Origin of the sequence: Myroides sp. C15-4 (assembly GCF_050522745.1) — a bacterium.
In the GTDB taxonomy this organism is placed as follows: domain Bacteria; phylum Bacteroidota; class Bacteroidia; order Flavobacteriales; family Flavobacteriaceae; genus Flavobacterium.
Genome location: NZ_JBMVQX010000009.1, coordinates 1 through 15,615 on the forward strand (window position 1 = coordinate 1; position 15,615 = coordinate 15,615).

The 15,615-nt window shown below is 36.8% G+C and carries 15 protein-coding genes; 8 read left to right on the top strand and 7 right to left on the bottom strand.

Translation table 11 applies throughout. The annotated features are described in order from the left end of the window. Nucleotides 1-316: 316 nt before the first annotated feature. Both ACPDHL_RS06065 and ACPDHL_RS06070 read right to left on the bottom strand, forming a co-directional pair. Entirely contained in the window at nucleotides 317-1,486 is a 1,170-nt protein-coding gene (locus ACPDHL_RS06065; protein WP_430531898.1) for a porin, read from the bottom strand. A 1,107-nt stretch (nucleotides 1,487-2,593) separates the two neighbouring features. Further along, nucleotides 2,594-4,594: a S8 family serine peptidase gene (locus ACPDHL_RS06070; protein WP_430531899.1), complete on the bottom strand. Its 2,001-nt coding sequence runs from the start codon at nucleotides 4,592-4,594 to the stop codon at nucleotides 2,594-2,596. A 140-nt stretch (nucleotides 4,595-4,734) separates the two neighbouring features. Here ACPDHL_RS06070 and ACPDHL_RS06075 point away from each other — a divergent pair, with 140 nt between their 5' ends. Together ACPDHL_RS06075 and rlmH are read left to right on the top strand one after the other, a co-directional pair. Continuing rightward, the gene (locus ACPDHL_RS06075; RefSeq protein WP_430531900.1) at nucleotides 4,735-6,837 is read left to right on the top strand and encodes a M3 family metallopeptidase; all 2,103 of its coding nucleotides are present in this window, start codon (nucleotides 4,735-4,737) and stop codon (nucleotides 6,835-6,837) included. 126 nt (nucleotides 6,838-6,963) lie between these two features. Further along, on the top strand, nucleotides 6,964-7,437 hold the full coding sequence (gene rlmH, locus ACPDHL_RS06080; RefSeq protein WP_430531901.1) for a 23S rRNA (pseudouridine(1915)-N(3))-methyltransferase RlmH: 474 nt from the start codon (nucleotides 6,964-6,966) through the stop codon (nucleotides 7,435-7,437). A 4-nt stretch (nucleotides 7,438-7,441) separates the two neighbouring features. On the opposite strand, the gene ACPDHL_RS06085 is transcribed toward rlmH, so the two are convergent. Together ACPDHL_RS06085 and folP are read right to left on the bottom strand one after the other, a co-directional pair. Then, nucleotides 7,442-8,050 (bottom strand): hypothetical protein, encoded by a 609-nt coding sequence (locus tag ACPDHL_RS06085; protein WP_430531902.1) that lies wholly within the window; start codon nucleotides 8,048-8,050, stop codon nucleotides 7,442-7,444. Next, nucleotides 8,047-8,871 (bottom strand): dihydropteroate synthase, encoded by an 825-nt coding sequence (gene folP / locus ACPDHL_RS06090; protein WP_430531903.1) that lies wholly within the window; start codon nucleotides 8,869-8,871, stop codon nucleotides 8,047-8,049. Before folP ends, ACPDHL_RS06085 begins: the two co-directional genes overlap by 4 nt. Nucleotides 8,872-8,997: 126 nt before the next feature. On the opposite strand from folP, the gene ACPDHL_RS06095 reads away from it, so the two are divergent. The 6 genes from ACPDHL_RS06095 to ACPDHL_RS06120 all read left to right on the top strand — a co-directional run bounded on the left by ACPDHL_RS06095 (nucleotide 8,998) and on the right by ACPDHL_RS06120 (nucleotide 14,095). Next, the gene (locus tag ACPDHL_RS06095) at nucleotides 8,998-9,543 is read left to right on the top strand and encodes a DUF1599 domain-containing protein (protein WP_430531904.1); all 546 of its coding nucleotides are present in this window, start codon (nucleotides 8,998-9,000) and stop codon (nucleotides 9,541-9,543) included. A gap of 20 nt (nucleotides 9,544-9,563) precedes the next feature. Further along, complete coding sequence (locus ACPDHL_RS06100) at nucleotides 9,564-10,664, top strand: BT_3928 family protein (protein WP_430531905.1); 1,101 nt, start codon at nucleotides 9,564-9,566, stop codon at nucleotides 10,662-10,664. Nucleotides 10,665-10,671: 7 nt separating this feature from the next. Continuing rightward, nucleotides 10,672-11,751, top strand: a complete 1,080-nt coding sequence (locus ACPDHL_RS06105; RefSeq protein WP_430531906.1) for an ABC transporter permease — start codon at nucleotides 10,672-10,674, stop codon at nucleotides 11,749-11,751. A 13-nt stretch (nucleotides 11,752-11,764) separates the two neighbouring features. After that, a complete protein-coding gene (locus ACPDHL_RS06110; protein ID WP_430531907.1) occupies nucleotides 11,765-12,340 on the top strand; it encodes a TlpA family protein disulfide reductase in 576 nt (191 codons plus the stop codon). Between the two features lie 5 nt (nucleotides 12,341-12,345). After that, a complete protein-coding gene (gene tpiA / locus ACPDHL_RS06115) occupies nucleotides 12,346-13,098 on the top strand; it encodes a triose-phosphate isomerase (RefSeq protein WP_430531986.1) in 753 nt (250 codons plus the stop codon). A gap of 130 nt (nucleotides 13,099-13,228) precedes the next feature. Beyond that, complete coding sequence (locus ACPDHL_RS06120; RefSeq protein ID WP_430531908.1) at nucleotides 13,229-14,095, top strand: AraC family transcriptional regulator; 867 nt, start codon at nucleotides 13,229-13,231, stop codon at nucleotides 14,093-14,095. A 2-nt stretch (nucleotides 14,096-14,097) separates the two neighbouring features. Here the strand turns inward: ACPDHL_RS06120 and ACPDHL_RS06125 are convergent, their stop codons facing one another. The 3 genes from ACPDHL_RS06125 to ACPDHL_RS06135 all read right to left on the bottom strand — a co-directional run bounded on the left by ACPDHL_RS06125 (nucleotide 14,098) and on the right by ACPDHL_RS06135 (nucleotide 15,578). After that, the gene (locus ACPDHL_RS06125) at nucleotides 14,098-14,619 is read right to left on the bottom strand and encodes a DUF4269 domain-containing protein (RefSeq protein WP_430531909.1); all 522 of its coding nucleotides are present in this window, start codon (nucleotides 14,617-14,619) and stop codon (nucleotides 14,098-14,100) included. A gap of 6 nt (nucleotides 14,620-14,625) precedes the next feature. Continuing rightward, nucleotides 14,626-14,958, bottom strand: a complete 333-nt coding sequence (locus tag ACPDHL_RS06130; RefSeq protein ID WP_430531910.1) for a DMT family transporter — start codon at nucleotides 14,956-14,958, stop codon at nucleotides 14,626-14,628. A 104-nt stretch (nucleotides 14,959-15,062) separates the two neighbouring features. Beyond that, a complete protein-coding gene (locus ACPDHL_RS06135; RefSeq protein WP_430531911.1) occupies nucleotides 15,063-15,578 on the bottom strand; it encodes a GNAT family N-acetyltransferase in 516 nt (171 codons plus the stop codon). Between the last annotated feature and the right edge of the window lie 37 nt (nucleotides 15,579-15,615).

Below are 15,615 nucleotides of genomic sequence, written 5' to 3' on the forward strand. Positions count from 1 at the left end.
TATAACGCGTTTTATCATAGAAAGTTTTTTTGGCGTTTGGCTTTTTTGTTGGGGCGCGGTTTGTTTGTTGCGCGGTTTGCTCCTTGTGCGATTCTTGAAGGCGCGGTTTGCTCGTCGTGAGGTTCGCTCGGTTTAATTTCGCGATTCAATACTAAGGAAGATTCTTCCTTATATATAATAGAGAAGAAATCTACATATATAATAGAGAAGAAATCTACTTCTTATAGATACATCAAAACAAACCGCGCGAACCGCACAAAAAACGAACCGCACAAAAAACGAACCGCACAAAAACGAACCGAGGCTCTCCTTTTCTTTAAAAAATAGACAGTGGAGCTATTAAACCAATGCTTATGCGACCTGTATTGTAATTTTGTTGATTCAATTGTTCTTTTGCATAACTTGAATAGTTATACCAGCGTCCCACATAAGCAGCAAAAAAACGCAAATCCACCTTATGAAACGGACGGTACTGTACCATTGGAATTACTCCATAACTCGTTCTTACATGATTTGTGCCAGCGTCAACTGCTGTCAAATTATCTGCGTATGCATTACTTGTCATCAATGTCAAGGATAAATACAACTTAGTCAACACTTTATAATCCACTCTCAACCAATGATCGATATAAGCTACTTGCTCTGCTAATGCTGGTTTATCGCCAGCAAACATTGCACTTATTATTTTACGCTTATCTAAATCATCGTGACTGTATTGAAAATCATACATCACTGTTAACTTTTCATCTTGGTATTTATTTCCCAAAGCGATATAATGCATTCCTTTGTTTTTAGCTTGGGTAAAATAGCTATAACTATAAGAGGTTTGAAATTTATCTTGCCAAAAACTCCCTCTCCAATTCCCAACAACCGCAAAAGGAGTTTTGCTTTCTTCCGTTCCTTGTGGCATAGTAAATGATTCTATTTGATCCAGTTTATTCACACTTGCATTGAGTAGCTGAATATTAAATCGATGCTGAGGGGTTGCTTTGTAGGCCACACCAACCCCTACCATATAATTTTCGGCTGTGCTCAAAATATCATTGTAGTTTAAAATTTCTATCGCATTCAAATCATATTCATATCCTCCCCAATCCGTATACAGCTTACCAACTGCAATATTTACTTTTGACGAGGCTTGAACATCAATATAAGCAAGATCTACATTTGAATTAACACCGTCCAAAGTACCTGGTACAGCTTGAGAAGTATAGCGATGTCGAAAGCGAAAACGAACTTTATCGTGTATTTTAGCACTTAAATCCAGGCGCAATTCACTACCATTAAAGCGACTTGTTGTGTATTTGTTTTTTTCAAAATAGCTGTCTAAACTAGTTCGCACATAAAACTTTAAAGAAAAATCACTTAAAAAATTGGGTTTGTTTAACCCGATCAAAGGACTAGCAAGAGAATCATTCCTTTGGGACTGTTGACCAAAAACAACAGCAGACATTCCGATTATTACTAAGCATACAAATCTTTTCATACCTTTACCGTAATTACATTATTTATTCACTATTTAACTTTTATTAGTAATAAATATTCAATTATCAAAGAATATAAATACTAAAAATTATTAAATATTAAGAAACAAACAATATGCCATTTTAAACAAACAGCCGTAATTTGGACAAAAAAATAAAGGATAAAAAAAAACCACCTAGCCAAGTAGATGGTTTTCTGTTCTTTGCCTCTATAGCGTATTTCACTTCTTATTCAAGAGGCCAAATAATCCAAAGTGACCGTTTCGACCTGTATCCTTCCCTATTTTAATCGATAAAAAAAAACGAACCGACTAGTGTAATCACACCTGAGTCTATATCTATCCCTGATTCCTCCTTTCCATAGGCAGCAACAGAAAAGAACACAAAAGCCCCACCAACCGTATTAACTCTTCTTTCTCATCCTGTCCTTTTTTGCGATTCATCACTGATGCACGTACTGCTTTAGGTTTGACCCCAAAAGTTTCCCTCCTTTACTGCTAAAACCTCTTGTTAATCCAGCTTTCATTTTCCGATACTTTTGTATTTTAAATGATGATTATTTTTTAAGCGTCAGACCTAGTCGCTAGCTTTACTATTTCTCTCGAGACAAAACTAAAAAAGCAGAAAAAACAAGGACAATCTCCTTCCATTTCTTTCCCTTTATGAGCTAAATAAGGTATTTTTTCCTTTCTTCCCCAAACTAAACAACATTAAGAGGTTGAATTTCAGTTTCTTATATTAATAAATAAAGAGTTTGTAAAGGGTTTGTAAGGGGTAAGTTAATACCAGCAAGGGTTTTAGGCCGTTTTACCAATGTTACCCTTTACTATCTATTTACAATCTACTTACTATCTCTTTTCCATAATACAATCTTTTATCACAGTCATTCCTCTATGTAAAAAGCCTAATAAACGCTAGTAGCGCATGCATTTGTCCCTGTATTTCTATCCTAATTATCTCCTAAAATTGATGCGAAAACGGCTTCTACACTCTTGAAATAAAATGCGACCTCATTTGTATTCCAATTGCTGATCATCTAACTTTTATTATTCAAAAAAACGAGGATCAAACAATTAAATCCTCTGTTACACGTACTTTCTAAGTATTTATTATTGTTTGATAAATTTGACTTGATATTTTTTATCCCCTCCCTTTACTTGAAGAAAATACATACCTGAAGACAGAAAAGACACATTTATATTTTGTCTGTTGGACGCAGTTATAGGGAGTGTTTGAATTAGCGTTCCCGTACTGTTGTGAATAGTGGCCTCTAAAGAAGAAAAGATAAAATCAGTAGGGATTTCAAGATGCAGCACTTCCACAGCAGGGATAGGCCATGCGACCAACGCTTGGGGAGTTTCATCAACTAGTGTATCCTCGACTGTTACCCCTTTATAGGTATCAGAATTGATGAGGAGACTATAGTCCTGTAAACTATTCATTAACTTACCTTTATGTGAAATCACTACTTCATAGGTTCCCCTTTGAGGGTCATCAATATCGATTCGCTCTACGTTATCGACGGTATTATCCCCTTTGACGGCCTCACTATGAATAAAGCTATTTGTTAAACGCCAAGGAAAAAAGGTTTCTCCATCCTTTGTCACGCGAATATCCAAATCATTGACAAGTTGTTTCAACCTATTTTCTTCAACAAAATTTAGTTCGCTATATTTTCCTTCGACATCTGTCCAGGAGATGGTAAAAGAAAGTCGCTTCACTTCTTCTGTCAATTGAACGTGATAGGCGTGCATTTGTCCATTTAGTAAGCGATCTTCTCGAATAAACGCATCCTTTTTATCAGCTGCTTCTAAGAACTGTACTCCATTCCACGCATTGATTAATCCCCAACCTGTGCTTGCATTGGGGCCTGTTTGACGGGGTAAATATTCTGCACTATTAATCATCAATCCTTTCAAAGTAGCTGCTTTATAGGGAAAATTCTTATGCTCTAAAGCCCATTGTTGCCACAACAATAAAATACCTGACACGGCAGGCGTTGCCATAGATGTACCACTTAAAAAAGCATATAAATTCGCTTTTTCCATTTCTCCAGTGGCAAAACGGTATTGATAAATCGAAGAATACACATTTTCACCAATAGCCACGATATCGGGTTTAATTCGAAAATCATTGGTTGGTCCTGTACTACTAAAATCAGTTTCTTGTAAATTTCCGGAATTTCCTATCGCTATAGCTCCAACCACAATTGCATTTTTTGCATTTGCATGTCCTAAGAGAAGGTCCATTCCCTTTTTACTGGGATTGATCAATTCAGCATGTGTTTTATCATTACCTGCTGCCACAACAGGTTGTAAATACGGATATAGATAAGCTATTTTATCCATATTAGCTGCATCTATATTATAGGCTCCAAAAAAATCAGTGGATACGAGAGGTGTTTTTTGATTGTCAATGGCAGCTATTCCATAGGAATGATTAGATACTAAAATACCTTGTTGAGCCAATTGAGCCAATTTGGTCCTATCATTTCCCCAACGATAACTAACGGCTTGCGCTGCAGGTGCCATTCCTTGCGCCTTAGCATCTACTCCTTGAGCGATGACTGTTCCTGCTACATGTGTCGCATGACTCCTGCGGCGCTCCAAAACAGCAAACTCATCCGGATCTTCAGGCATTATTGTTTCCCAAGGCTCTAGCAATTCAACCTTAGTTCCTCCTCCCTTAGCAAATTCCACATGTCGATCAAATACTAACGCTCCATCAATAATTCCCACCAACATCTGCTGGCCTAAAAGTTGATTGAAAGCAGGATTATCAGAGGCAACCAATTGATTGACACCACTGACACTTTTAGTTACTTCATTATGTGTTTTAAAGTAAATGACCTTATTCCTTTCAATGCGTTGAGCCTGAAAATAATTAGCTTCATCAACGAATTGCTCTTTAAATGCGTGGTTCTTTTTTTTGTAATTCAGCAATTCTTTTTGTTCCATCGATTCTTTTTTAGCTAGCGCTCTAATTACACTAATCGCCTCATTTGTAGTATACTGTTTATTTAATTGCTGACGAATAGCAGCGGATTGGGCAAACATACTCGTTCCAGTAACGAACAATGAAAACAACAAAAAAGATTTAATTTTAGACATAAAAAACAGCTGTAATTTAAAAAAAAATGATTTCAACGTGGAATTTACGTAAAAAGCACGGTTTAAATTTATAATAAATTAAGTCAATTCCAATATATTTCTATCTTTGACAAACATTAAATTTATAACTAGATTACCCTATGTATATAAAAAAAGCAATTCTAAGCGTAGCAATAGGCGCTTCTTTATTTTCGATTTCTTGCAAAAATGAAGCAAAATGGGACGAAACAAACGCCTTTTATGCAGCAAGTGATTTACCTTATCAAACGGCTGATTTTGCTAAAATTAAGAACTCTGATTTTAAGCCAGCTCTATTAGAGGGAATGCGTCAGCAAAATACGGCCATTCAAAACATAACTGCAAACACAGAAGAACCTACATTCGCCAATACCATGGAGGCCCTAGAGCTATCTGGACTTCTACTAACTAGAGTGAGTAATGTTTTTTATCTACTCACAAGTGCGCATACGAATTCGGATCTCATTGCGATTAACAATGAGTTAGCACCTAAATTTGCAGCACATGAAGATGGTATTTACCTCAATGATGCTTTATTCGAACGCGTTAAAAAATTATATACGGACCGAACTCATCTTGGTTTACAACAGGAACAAATACGATTAATCGAGGTTTACTATGAACGTTTTGAGCAAGCGGGTGCAAATCTATCTTCGACGGACAAAGAAAAATTAAAAAAAATAAATCAGGAGATTGCTACAATGACCAATTCATTTAGCGATAAGTTATTAGCGGCAACAAAAGCTGGATCCGTTTCTTTTAGTCTAGAGCAATTGAGTGGGTTATCTCCAGAAACACTTACTTCATTAAAGCAAGAAAACGGCCAATATAACATTGCGTTGAGCAATACAACCCAACAGCCGATATCGAGTCAATTACAAGATGCTGCAACACGTGAACAGTTGTTCAAAGCTTCTTGGGAACGAGCTGAAAAGAAGGACAAGAATGACACCCAGGAACTTGTGATAGCCATTGCTAAAAAAAGGGCTGAAAAAGCAAACTTATTAGGATTTGAGACCTATGCTGCTTGGAGTTTACAAGGAACCATGGCTCAAACACCTGATCGCGTATTCGAGATGCTAAATACCCTTAATCGACATGCGCTTGAAGCTGCAAACGAAGAAGAACAGGTTCTCCAAAATATGATGGAACAACAAGGAGAATCAACAACTTTACACGCGGCAGATTGGTCCTATTATGCAGAAAAGTTAAAGGCGGAACAGTACGCTTTAAATCAAGAAGAATTAAAGCCATACTTTGAATTAAACAAAGTATTGAGAGATGGAGTATTCTTCATGGCCAAATACCTTTATGGCGTTAGTTATATAGAGCGTACTGATTTACCTGTTTGGCATGAAGATGTAAAAGTATACGAATTTTTCAACCAAGATGGCAGTCAATTGGGGCTTTTTTACACGGATTACTATCAACGTGATTCAAAACAAGGGGGAGCATGGATGAGTAATATTGTGGATCAATCCTACTTGACAAAGCAACTTCCGGTTGTTTACAATGTCGCTAACTTCCCAAAACCTGCTGATGGAAATCCGACCTTATTATCCTTGGATGAAGTCATAACCTTATTCCATGAATTCGGACATGCTTTACATGGTTTATTCGCAGAGCAAAAATACCCAACTTTATCAGGTACAAATGTATCTCGAGACTTTGTTGAGTTTCCTTCGCAATTTCACGAGCATTTTGCTTTCGATCCTTTAGTATTGAGTAATTATGCCAAACACTACCAAACAGGCTATATTATGCCTAAAGAATTGGAAGAGCGCATTTATGCTTCTGCTGGTTTTAACAAAGGATATGATCTAACAGAACTATTAGGCGCTACCATTTTAGATTTAGCATGGCACAGTATTGATGCTAACACGACTATTACTGATATTCATCAATTTGAAACAGATGCTTTAAAGCAACACAACATCTATTCAAAAACAGTTCCTCCAAGATATCGTTCTACTTATTTTAGCCACATCTTTGGCGGTGGTTATGCGGCAGGCTACTATTCTTACAAATGGTCTCAGATGATCGATTACGACGCTTATGCCTGGTTGATGGAACATGGCGGAATAAGCTTAGAAAATGGTAATATCCTACGTAAAAAACTATTTTCTCGAGGAAATACGATGCCTCTTGATAAGTTGTATCGCGATTTTAGAGAAAAAGATCCAACTATAGATGCGTACTTGCAGTATGCTGGATTTACAAAATAGTCTTATTCTAATAGACAATCAATCAAACAAGGCGGTCATAAAATGACCGCCTTGTTTATTTAAAAACCTCTTACTTCCCCAAGAACTATAAAGGAAAATATTACCTTTGCATCAAATGGAATACAGATGAATATCAAATTACTCGCAATTGGAAAAACGGACAATAAAGAATTGCAAACTCTAATGAATGACTACATCAAGCGTTTGTCTTTTTATGTAAAATTTGACATGGAGATTATTGCCGACATCAAGAATGCAAAAAATTTATCTGAAGCTCAACAGAAACAAAAAGAGGGTGAATTAATTTTAAGTAAGCTATCACCTACTGATTTTCTAATTTTACTCGATGAGAAAGGAAAGGAATTCACCAGTGTAGGCTTTGCGGATGAATTGCAGAAGCGCATGAATGCGGGTATAAAGACGCTTGTTTTTGTCATTGGTGGTCCCTATGGATTCTCAGACGACGTGTATCAACAAGCAAAAGGGAAAATATCACTTTCAAAAATGACATTTTCCCATCAAATGATTCGCTTATTTGTGATTGAACAGCTCTATCGCGGGTTTACTATTTTACGCAATGAGCCTTACCATCACCAATAGTAATTTAGTATACTTTATCTTGATCTAACACCTGATCTCTTAGTTTTAATTCTTCAATCAACACGCGCATTTGCAAATAGTTTTCAAAGTTCAATTCTTTGCTAAAGCCCAATTGCAGGCTATCTTTACCTTGTACTTTTTCTTGTAGTTGATTTCTATCTATGGCTTGTCCTTCAAAGAACAGGTCATTCGAAGCATTTACATAGAGTAAATTATCGGTTGATGTTGGTCGTTCAAAAACGTAATCAATGGTTTTAAACGGGAAGAAAGACAGGTGTTTGTTCAGCGTATCTGCATAGCTATAGAAAACGCCTTTTTCATCTGGGTGCATGCTATTTTTGTCGTATTTTTTATCCTTTACCCCTTGAATCATTTCCACTACTTCTTTTAGGTTGAGTTCTCTTTCTACGTGAAAAATAAAATTCGTCCCCCCTATTCGATTGTTGTCATTCAAGTGTGGGTGAATCCCATCCTCTGCAAATTCAATGTAAATTGGAGAATGATCGTCCACGCCTTCTTCTACAATATAGGCTGCACGTGCCAATTTCATTTCTTTCTTTTCACAGCTTAAAAAAAGAAAAAGAAAAGGTAATACAAACAGTAATTTTCTCATATCATCAATTGGTTTAAAATTTTTCTAACTTCACAGGCTTCTTTCACATCGTGTACCCGAAGAATATTTGCTCCTTTTTGCAGGGCAATTGTATTTAATACAGTGGTTCCATTCAGTGCTTCTTGTGGTGTAAGGTCTAATAATTTATACAGCATGGATTTTCGAGAGATTCCCACTAACACAGGTAAATCAAAACAGTGAAAGTGCTCGAGTTTTGCCATCAGCTCATAATTCTGTTGTAGATTTTTTGCAAAACCGAATCCTGGATCCAAAATAATATCGTTAATCTTGGCTGCTCTAGCTTGGGCTATTCGTTCTGAGAAGTAGTAACGCAAATCTACAAGTACATCCTCATACTGGGTTAAACTTTGCATTGTTTGTGGATTTCCCCTCATGTGCATCATAATATAAGGCACTTGCAATTGCCCAACCACTTCAAGCATGCGATCGTCTAATAATCCCGCAGCGATATCATTAACCAGGGCAGCTCCAGCTTCTATGGCTTGTTTGGCCACTTCAGCACGAAACGTATCAATTGACAATTTAATTGTAGGAAATCGATCCACTAACAAAGCAACCACCTGAACCAAACGCGCTATTTCTTCTGCTTCGCTGACAAATTCCGCACTAGGTTTGGAAGAATAAGCCCCTAAATCAATAAAGTCAGCCCCTTCTTTTAGCATTTTTTCTGCTTGGTTTAAGAAGTCTATATCCGTTTTGTATTTGCCTCCATCATAGAAGGAATTTGGAGTTACATTTAAAATCCCCATAATTCGAGGCGTAGATAAATCCATCAATTCTCCCTTACAATTTATTGTCATACAGCACAATTCAATATTTTATCTTATTTTTATTTCCATTTAATTCTTCAAAAGGTGTAACATTTTTTTCAATGCCATAGTATTATTACTATTTTTGAAGAATAATCCATTACAAATATAGTTTAAATGAGTACTACTTCTATACAATATGATCAGGTAATTGCAATTTGCAAGGCGTTATTTCAAAAAAAGATGCACGATTATGGATGTGCATGGCGCATCATGCGTTTAAGCTCGTTGACGGATCAAATTTACATCAAAGCGCAACGCCTGAGAAGTATTCAAGAGAACACGGTACGCAAAGTAGATGAAGGCGAAATTCCCGAATTTATCGGCATTATCAACTACTGTATTATGGCGTTGATTAACGCCGAAATTGGCGTAGGAAAATATCCAGATTTAACAGCAGAAGAAGTAGAAAAATTCTACGATCAGATGGTTTTGGAAACCAAAACCTTAATGGAAAATAAAAACCACGATTACGGTGAAGCTTGGCGCGATTTACGCGTGAGTTCTTTGACAGACTTAATCCTTCAAAAACTACTTCGCGTTAAGCAAATCGAAGATAACAAAGGAAAAACATTAGCATCAGAAGGAATTGAGGCTAATTATCAAGATATGTTGAATTATGCTGTTTTTGCGCTGATTCACCTTGAGCTAGTAAACGAATAAATAACCATCAACCACTAATTATGAAAATCATCACGCAACTGTCGCGCATATTTGTAGGCGTATTGTTTATTTTATCAGGTTTAGTAAAACTGAATGATCCTACGGGATTCTCTTTTAAATTAGAAGAGTACTTTTCGGAGGCAGTTTTAAATTTGCCTTTTCTAATGCCTTATGCCCTATCCTTAGCGGTAATTTTGGTTATTGCTGAAGTAATTTTAGGCGTTGCTCTTTTACTTGGATTTATGCGTAAACTCACGTTGACGTTATTGTTCTTGATGATTGTATTCTTCACTTTCTTGACCTTTTATTCCGCTTATTTCAATAAAGTAACGGACTGTGGCTGTTTTGGAGATGCCGTTCCATTGACTCCTTGGGGTTCTTTCACCAAAGATGTGGTCTTGTTAGTTTTTATCCTTATTCTCATTAAGTTTCAATCTTATATCAAACCAATATTCAAAACAAAAACCAATAATTTAATTATGATGATCACGATTATTTTATGCTGTTTTATGGGATATTGGGTATTAAACCACCTGCCATTAAAAGACTTCAGAGCGTATAAAGTGGGAACGGATATTCAAAAGGGAATGGAAATTCCTGAAGGTGCACCAAAAGCAGAATACCAGATGACCTTCTACTACAATGTCAATGGTAAAGAAGAGAAGTTCACCGATAAAGAATTGGGTAATATTCCAGAAGGAGCTGAATTTGTACGCAGAGAAGATATTCAATTAAGCGAAGGATTTCAACCTGAGATACACGATTTGACCATGGATTTAGATGGAGAGGAATACTTAGGTCAAATGTTAGAAGAACCTAAGTTGATTTGGATTATTTCTTATGATTTGGAGCGTGCAGATACAGAAGGATTACGCGCTATGAAAGACTTTGCGAACAAAGCGATTGTCAAAGGCTATGTAGTGGCGGGATTGACAGCTTCTGGCAACACTATTATTGATGGAGTAGTAAAACAATACGAATTGCCTTTTACGTACTATACCTCTGATGCAACAACATTAAAGACGATCGAAAGAGCGAATCCTAGTATTGTTGTGTTAGAAAAAGGAGTTATTGTTGAAAAGAAACACTGGAAAGACCGCGATCAGGTTACCTTAAAATAGATAAAATTTGTTGGCTTATTTCATCAAAAAACTGGGCTACTCTTTGCTAACGCTTTGGGGAGTTGTCAGTGTTGTTTTCTTTTTGTTTACCATTTTACCTGGTGATCCTGCGCGTATGATGTTGGATCAGAACGAAAATGCAGCACAACTTTTAACGATAAAAAAGAAATATGGGTTTGATCAACCGATTGGCAAACAATATGTATTGTATCTCAATGACCTTTCTCCCCTTTCATTTCACAGCACCCATTCTGATGATTACAGCTTTCGTCATGCCAACAAGTACAATGGGATTGTTCTTCTTACCGTAGGACAATCGGAAATTATGCTTAAAACGCCTTATTTAAGAGAGAGTTTTCAAAAAAATGGAAAAACGGTGAGTAGTATTTTGGCCGAAACCTTGCCCAATACTGTATTGCTTGCCACGGTTGCCATTGGTATTGCTCTTTTTATTGGGGTTTTCTTAGGGATTATTTCTGCGCTTTACGTCAATACCTGGCTGGATCGATTAATTTCTATTGTCAGTACTTTTGGTATGAGTATCCCCTCCTTTTTTAGTGCCATTTTATTTGCTTGGATCTTTGGATTCCTCTTGCATACCTATACGCAACTCCCCATGACGGGAAGTTTATACGAAGTGGATGACTTTGGTGAGGGGCGTTACTTGGCTTTAAAAAACATTATTTTGCCTGCAATAGTATTGGGAATTCGACCCCTATCTGTTGTGATTCAATTAATGCGAAATTCCTTGCTAGAAGTTTTAGGGTTGGATTATATCCGAACCGCTAAAGCTAAGGGGATGAAAACTGCGCAAGTGATTTACAAACACGCCTTAAAAAATGCGCTAAATCCTGTTGTGACAGCTCTTTCAGGCTGGTTTGCCTCTATGCTTGCTGGTGCCGTTTTTGTTGAATATATTTTTGGATGGAACGGTTTAGGCAAGGAAATTGTAGAAGCATTAAACACTTTAGATTTACCAATTATCATGGGAGCCGTACTTACTATTGCAACTGCTTTCGTAATCCTAACAATTTTAGTAGATTTGATCTATGCTTATTTAGACCCAAGAGTTAAGCTAAACGAATAAATATTCACACCCTATGAGAAAATTTTATATTGCCCTTTCTATACTAGCTATAACAGCTACAGCTTGTAAAAAGCAAACAGAAAAGTTGGAAGTACTTGCTACGGATCAACCAACTGAAACTCCGACAACAACACCTGAAACTGCTGTTGATCAATCGCAATTTGCAGCAGAAGCGCTTAGTCAAATCTTTTACAAATTAGATGGTAATACGATCACCTTTCAAGAAATTCTGGCACAATACACAGGCAAAACGATCTTGATTGACGTATGGGCTGCATGGTGCCCGGATTGCATCAAAGCACTACCAACAATAAAAACAATAAAAGCAGATTTTCCCGATGTTGTATTTGTCAATCTATCCCTAGATAAAACACCAGAAGCATGGAAAGAAGCTATTGAGAAATACGGTATTGAAGGCGAACACTTTTACCTCAATGACGACAAACGCATGAAAGGTACTTTCGGGCAAGCAATTCAATTGAATTGGATTCCCCGCTATATCATAGTAAATAAAGAAGGAAAAATTGAGCTTTTTAATGCAACAGAGAAAAACTTTGAAGATATAAAAGCCGTATTAAATACAAAATAATAATGATGAGACACCAAATTGTTGCTGGAAACTGGAAAATGCACAAGAATTATTCAGAAACCCATGCATTATTAGATGAATTAATTGAAGTATTGCCTACAGGAAAAGAAGTAGAAGTAATTGTTGCTCCTACTTTCACCAATTTAGCTAGTGCAGTAGCTCATTTAGAAGGAACCAACATTCAAGTGGCGGCTCAAAATATGCATCAAGCAGAAGGTGGTGCTTTTACTGGTGAAATTTCAGCTCAAATGTTATTGAGTGTTGGAGTAGAAACCGTGATTATCGGGCATTCCGAACGAAGACACTACTTTAAAGAGACAGATGCTATTTTAGCGGATAAAGTCAATACGGCATTACGACACAATATGCGCGTGATTTACTGTATTGGAGAAGAGTTAAAAGACAGGGAAAGCAAACAATACCTCAACGTCATTTTCAATCAATTGAGAGACGGATTATTCCATTTATCCAAAGACCAATGGGCTAGTATCGTTTTAGCTTATGAGCCTGTATGGGCAATTGGAACAGGAGAAACAGCCACGCCTGAGCAAGCACAAGAGATTCACGCTTTTATTCGTCAAGAAATTGAGCGTCAATACGATAAGTCGGTAGCAACGCGTACATCTATTTTATATGGAGGTAGTGTGAAACCAAGTAATGCAAAAGAAATCTTTTCACAACCCGATGTAGACGGAGGATTAATTGGTGGTGCAGCTCTTGTTGCAGCTGATTTTGCAGCCATTGTACAAGCAATCTAAGAACACTTTTGTTCTATTTATACCCTAGCCTATCTCAAGTAGATAGGCTATTTTTTTGTTTCAACCTTACTTATTTATAAAGATTCTAAATAATTTTCATATCTTTGTCAAGCTGAAAAGAAACAACATCATGCCATATAATCAAGAAATCATAACCTATAGCCAAGACAAATCGGTTAAAAATGGGATTTACCTCAAAGAGTTAGCCCCACAATCCTTCGAAAAGGGTATGGTCGGTCATACGCATCGCGATGATTACTACGTTTGTATATTGGTTTTAAACGGCACATTTCGAATCAATTGCGAATTGCAATCCAATGAATTAAAAACAGGTGATTTACTGCTGATTAAGCCGTATCAAATTCACACGATTGAGCATTATAGCGAAGATTTTTACGCCTATTTTTTGAGCATTCAAGATTTTAGAATTCCCGATGAATTGACGTATTTACTGTTTAACTTATCCTATACCCAACAACAAATTTCCTTGCCTCTAGAAGCAACCCAAACGCTTTTGGAGACCATCCATCTCTTGTTAAAAAACGAAAGTAAAAAAGAAGAGTACGCAACGGAAATCACTGATGGTTTATTTCAAGCTTTAATCTACAAAATTGGCTCTCTTTTTAAAGAAACAACGCAAGTTCCAGAAATATCGATTATCAATCAATCCAATGTTATCACGTCTAAGTTTAAGCGCCTAATCACAACACAGACGCATTTAAAACAGCCTTCTTATTTTGCCAATCAGCTGTTTATCACCCCTGCTCACTTGAATGATTGTGTCAAAAAAACAACGGGACAAACGGTGAGTTATTGGTTGAAGAAATCCATTATCAATGAGGCGAAACGACTGTTGTACTATACAACCAAATCAGTAAAGGAAATTGCTTTTGAATTGGGGTACGAAGATCATACGTATTTTTCTCGTTTGTTTAAAAAACACGTCAAACAGACGCCACTTCAATTTAGAGGTGATGCGATGGAATTGGCGAGTTAATTCTACGGAATATACTGTAGCAAACTTTCATAGGGATCTCCTTTCAAATTTAAAAGTGTAGCAAAAGCAGGTTCCGTTTTCCAAGCTGCTTGTTTGCAAGCCTTTACTTTTTCTTTAAAGGCGTTGCCTTGTTTTTGTAGAATTTCATATTCTATACACAAGTGACGATAGCCGTATTGTGCAGTTACGGGAATTGTTTGCGCAAAAATTTCGACAGGAAAATTGGCTATCTCAAAATTAGCAACATAAGTCAGTGGATTGCGTTGATTCAAAATAACTTCATTAAAGCCAGTATACGCTTGAAAATGATCCTGTACAACCTGCTGAAAATGGGCAAGATCTACAAAACTACACGCAATATCTATATCACTGGTGTCTATAGCGATGTCCAAGGGAAAAGTACCCACAACTACAGGAGTAAATTCATGTAAATGGGCTAAGATTTGGTGCGTGGTCAAGAGATCGTACACCTCTTGTTGCTTAGCTGTTCCCTTCTTTAAATAATCGATCGAAAAGAAATCCATTTCAGTTTAATGTGCTTTCATTTTGGAAAATAGGTTGATAATCACCACACCTAGAATAATAAATCCCATACCAATGATTGCAGGCAAATCGGGTTTTTGTCCATACGCAACAATAGCCACTACTGTTACCAATACTATTCCTACTCCAGACCAAATGGCATAGGCAATTCCAACGGGTATAGTTCGAAGTGTCAAACTTAGAAAATAAAAGGCAACCGCGTACATAACCACAGTCACCACACTGGGAATAATTTTCGTAAATTCATGAGAGGCTTTCAGCGCACTGGTCGCAATTACTTCACTGATTATAGCAACGAGAAGAAATAAGAAATTTTTCATTGGGTATCAATTAGTGTACAAAGGTAAACTAGATTGCCCATATATCCACTTCGCCTTTGTTTTTTCTCCTCTACGCTCTTGTTGGTCCACGCTCTTGCTTTTCTCTATTCTCTCATGTACCAATAATGGTCAATGCCATCGAGATCAAAAGTATAAGCTGCATGGAATCCTATTTTCCCTAATACGCGAATTGAACTTTCGTTTTCCACTTCTGAAACTGCATAAACAGGATGGTGTTGAAAGTTTTTTGCTGCGTAATCTAAACACGCTAATGCCGCTTCCGTCGCATAACCTTTACCCCAGGCATCAAAGCGAAAACGATATGCCAAATCTAGATATTCGCGCAAGCCATTTAATCCATTTTCCACCAGTTTAAATCCACACCATCCGATAAATTCATTGGTATCTTTTTTGACAATTGCCCAACGACCAATACCGAAATCAGTGTATTGCTTTTGAATAAATTCGATAATTTCATTGGCTTCCTCCATGGAAGTAATCACCATACTACCTACGTATTTTACCACGCGTTCATCACTGTCTAAATTGTAAATCCCCTGCGCATCCTCACGGGTAATTTCGCGGATAATCAATCGATCTGTTTCTATAATTGTTGCCATAGTCTATTTTGTATTTCTCACTAATTTAATAAAATAA

Excerpts from the sequence above, each read along its gene's own strand:
- ACPDHL_RS06095 (WP_430531904.1), top strand. The coding sequence starts at position 8,998 with ATGAGTACTACTTCTATACAATATGATCAGGTAATTGCAATTTGCAAG.
- rlmH (WP_430531901.1), top strand. The coding sequence starts at position 6,964 with ATGAATATCAAATTACTCGCAATTGGAAAAACGGACAATAAAGAATTG.
- ACPDHL_RS06070 (WP_430531899.1), bottom strand. The coding sequence starts at position 4,594 with ATGTCTAAAATTAAATCTTTTTTGTTGTTTTCATTGTTCGTTACTGGA.
- ACPDHL_RS06125 (WP_430531909.1), bottom strand. The coding sequence starts at position 14,619 with ATGGATTTCTTTTCGATCGATTATTTAAAGAAGGGAACAGCTAAGCAA.
- ACPDHL_RS06110 (WP_430531907.1), top strand. The coding sequence starts at position 11,765 with ATGAGAAAATTTTATATTGCCCTTTCTATACTAGCTATAACAGCTACA.
- tpiA (WP_430531986.1), top strand. The coding sequence starts at position 12,346 with ATGAGACACCAAATTGTTGCTGGAAACTGGAAAATGCACAAGAATTAT.
- folP (WP_430531903.1), bottom strand. The coding sequence starts at position 8,871 with ATGACAATAAATTGTAAGGGAGAATTGATGGATTTATCTACGCCTCGA.
- ACPDHL_RS06075 (WP_430531900.1), top strand. The coding sequence starts at position 4,735 with ATGTATATAAAAAAAGCAATTCTAAGCGTAGCAATAGGCGCTTCTTTA.
- ACPDHL_RS06085 (WP_430531902.1), bottom strand. The coding sequence starts at position 8,050 with ATGAGAAAATTACTGTTTGTATTACCTTTTCTTTTTCTTTTTTTAAGC.
- ACPDHL_RS06130 (WP_430531910.1), bottom strand. The coding sequence starts at position 14,958 with ATGAAAAATTTCTTATTTCTTCTCGTTGCTATAATCAGTGAAGTAATT.
- ACPDHL_RS06100 (WP_430531905.1), top strand. The coding sequence starts at position 9,564 with ATGAAAATCATCACGCAACTGTCGCGCATATTTGTAGGCGTATTGTTT.
- ACPDHL_RS06135 (WP_430531911.1), bottom strand. The coding sequence starts at position 15,578 with ATGGCAACAATTATAGAAACAGATCGATTGATTATCCGCGAAATTACC.
- ACPDHL_RS06065 (WP_430531898.1), bottom strand. The coding sequence starts at position 1,486 with ATGAAAAGATTTGTATGCTTAGTAATAATCGGAATGTCTGCTGTTGTT.
- ACPDHL_RS06120 (WP_430531908.1), top strand. The coding sequence starts at position 13,229 with ATGCCATATAATCAAGAAATCATAACCTATAGCCAAGACAAATCGGTT.